2 protein-coding genes are annotated in these 3,033 nt (G+C 70.5%); both read left to right on the forward strand.

All coding sequences use genetic code 11. The features are described from left to right. The first annotated feature begins 185 nt into the window (after positions 1–185). Complete coding sequence (locus tag AOK08_RS38050; RefSeq protein ID WP_055534615.1) at positions 186–1,568, forward strand: nitrate/nitrite transporter; 1,383 nt, start codon at positions 186–188, stop codon at positions 1,566–1,568. 122 nt (positions 1,569–1,690) lie between these two features. Next, complete coding sequence (locus tag AOK08_RS38055) at positions 1,691–2,869, forward strand: uroporphyrinogen-III synthase (protein WP_055534617.1); 1,179 nt, start codon at positions 1,691–1,693, stop codon at positions 2,867–2,869. Positions 2,870–3,033 lie beyond the last annotated feature (164 nt).

Genomic DNA, 3,033 nt, shown 5'->3' on the forward strand with positions numbered 1-3,033 from the left:
CTCCCCCCCCCGAGCCTCTCTCCGCGTAACCTCTCATCCCGCCTCCGCCCGGGGTGAGCGCGAAGTTCCCTTCCGGTCACCCGCAGCCACAAGGGCGGAAACGCGGTCTGCCTACCTTCGGGACTCATCACCGCTCAGCACCCCCCAAACGAATCACCCGAGCCCCGGACCACCGTGGAGGCGTCATGACAGCCCCTAGTTCAGCCCCCGCACCCGGCAGGGGAGGCCGCTGGATCGAGCACTGGGATCCCGAGAACGAGGCCTTCTGGAGCGCGACCGGCGAGAAGGTCGCCCGCCGTAATCTGTTCTTCTCCGTGCTCTCCGAGCACATCGGCTTCTCCATCTGGACGCTGTGGTCCGTGATGGTGCTGTTCATGGGGCCCGAGTACGGGCTCACCCCGGCCGACAAGTTCTTCATCGTGTCGATGGCCACCGCCGTCGGCGCCGTCGTCCGCGTCCCCTACACCTTCGCCGTCGCCCTCTTCGGTGGCCGGAACTGGACGATCGTCTCCGCGTCGCTCCTGCTCATCCCGACGATCGCGGCGTTCGTCGTCATGCACCCGGGGACGTCCTTCGACACCTTCCTCGTCTGCGCCATGCTCGCCGGCATCGGCGGCGGCAACTTCGCCTCCAGCATGACCAACATCAACGCCTTCTTCCCGCTCAGGAAGAAGGGGTGGGCGCTCGGGCTCAACGCGGGCGGCGGCAACATCGGTGTCCCGGTCGTGCAGCTCATCGGCCTCGCCGTCATCGGCGCCAGCGGCGGACCGCGCGTACTCCTCGGGATCTACATCCCGCTCATCGTCCTCGCCGCCGTTCTCGCCGCCGTCAAGATGGACAACATCTCGTCGCTGAAGAACGACACCGGTGCCGCCAAGGACGCCGTCAAGGACGCGCACACCTGGATCATGTCCTTCCTCTACATCGGGACGTTCGGGTCGTTCATCGGCTACAGCTTCGCCTTCGGCCTCGTCCTCCAGACCCAGTTCGGGCGTACGCCGCTCCAGTCCGCGTACGTCACCTTCATCGGCCCGCTGCTCGGCTCCCTGATCCGGCCCGTGGGCGGCGCGCTCGCCGACCGCTTCGGCGGGGCGAAGATCACGCTGTGGAACTACGTCGCCATGGCCGGCGCCACCGGAGTCATCGTCTTCGCGTCCACCCAGAAGTCGCTGCCCCTCTTCACCACGGCCTTCATCGCCCTGTTCGTCCTCAGCGGCCTCGGCAACGGCTCGACCTTCAAGATGATCCCCGGCATCTTCCAGGCCAAGGCCCTCGCCAAGGGACTGGAGGGCGAGGAGGCCGCCGCCTACGGCCGTCGCCTGTCCGGCGCCTCCATGGGCCTCATCGGTGCGGTGGGCGCGCTCGGCGGCCTCGGGATCAACCTCGCCTTCCGCCAGTCCTTCCTGAGCGTCGGCTCCGGCACCGGTGCCTTCGTCGCCTTCCTCGCCTTCTACGGGGTGTGTTTCCTTGTCACCTGGGCCGTATACCTTCGCCGCCCGGCGACCACACAGGCAACAGAAACCGCCGCCTCGGCAGCAAAGCAGCAGCTCAGCTACGCCGAGGTGTGAGTTGCACCCGAAGCGGCTTAAGTAACACCAGCGACATGTTGTCGAACCGAGCCTGTCACGCACCGTTGACAGGCTCGTTCGGCACGCCAGAGCCGGACTGACCCGACTGCGGGACGAGAGCCATGTACGACGAACAGCAGCGACCAGAACGACCGGAGCCCCCGGAGCAGCCTGACCACGGGCCCCTCGCGGGGTTCACCGTGGGCGTCACCGCCGCGCGTCGGGCCGACGAACTCGGGACACTGCTCCAGCGACGGGGCGCCGCCGTCATACACGCGCCCGCTCTGCGGATCGTCCAGCTCGCCGACGACAGCGAGCTGCTCGCGGCCACCAAGCAGCTCATCGCCCAGGCGCCGGACATTGTCGTCGCGACCACCGCCATCGGCTTCCGGGGCTGGATCGAGGCCGCCGACGGCTGGGGCCTCGGCGACGACCTGCTCGCCTGCCTGGGCGGCGTGGAATTGCTGGCCCGGGGCCCGAAGGTCAAGGGATCCGTTCGTGCCGCCGGGCTGACGGAGGACTGGTCACCGTCCTCCGAGTCCATGGCCGAGGTGCTCGACCGGCTGCTGGAGGAGGGCGTCGAGGGACGCCGTATCGCCATCCAGCTGCACGGCGAGCCCCTGCCCGGTTTCGTCGAGTCGCTGCGGGCGGCGGGCGCCGAGGTCGTGGGCGTACCGGTCTACCGCTGGATGCCGCCGGAGGACATCGCCCCCGTCGACCGCCTCCTCGACGCCACGGTGTCACGCGGCCTGGACGCGCTCACCTTCACCAGCGCCCCGGCCGCCGCGTCCCTCCTCTCCCGCGCCGAGAAGCGGGGCCTGCTCCCGGAACTCCTGGCCGCCCTCCACCACGACGTCCTGCCCGCCTGCGTCGGCCCGGTCACCGCGCTGCCGCTCCAGGCCCACGGCGTCGACACGGTCTCCCCCGAACGCTTCCGGCTCGGCCCCCTCGTACAGCTCCTCTGCCAGGAACTCCCGGCCCGCGCAAGGGCGTTGCCGGTCGCCGGACACCGGGTCGAGATCCGTGGCCACGCCGTCATCGTCGACGGCGCGCTGCGTCCCGTACCGCCCGCCGGAATGTCCCTGCTGCGGGCCCTGTCCCGCCGTCCGGGCTGGGTCGTGGCCCGCGCCGACCTGCTGCGCGCGCTCCCGGGCGCAGGCCGCGACGAACACGCGGTCGAAACAGCGATGGCCCGCCTGCGCACGTCCCTGGGCGCCCCCAAGCTGATCCAGACGGTCGTCAAACGCGGCTACCGCCTGGCCCTGGACCCGGCGGCGGACGCGAAGTACGCCGACACGTAGCCGCTTCGCGAAGGATCGGCACGGGGGCCGGCCTTCACCGGCCCGAGCCGGGCGCCCCGCGCCCGTCAGGGGCGCGGGGAACGGCGCGCCCAGCCCCCACGGACCCGCACCTGACGCTCTGCGTGTCCTGCGAAGCAGACCCGCGCGCGCGGGTCTGCTTCGCA

The organism is Streptomyces graminilatus, from assembly GCF_001418565.1.
Classification (GTDB): Bacteria; Actinomycetota; Actinomycetes; order Streptomycetales; family Streptomycetaceae; genus Streptomyces; species Streptomyces graminilatus.

What these genes read in the sequence shown, in the direction of transcription:
- AOK08_RS38050 (WP_055534615.1), top strand. Translation starts at nt 186, where the DNA reads ATGACAGCCCCTAGTTCAGCCCCCGCACCCGGCAGGGGAGGCCGCTGG.
- AOK08_RS38055 (WP_055534617.1), top strand. Translation starts at nt 1,691, where the DNA reads ATGTACGACGAACAGCAGCGACCAGAACGACCGGAGCCCCCGGAGCAG.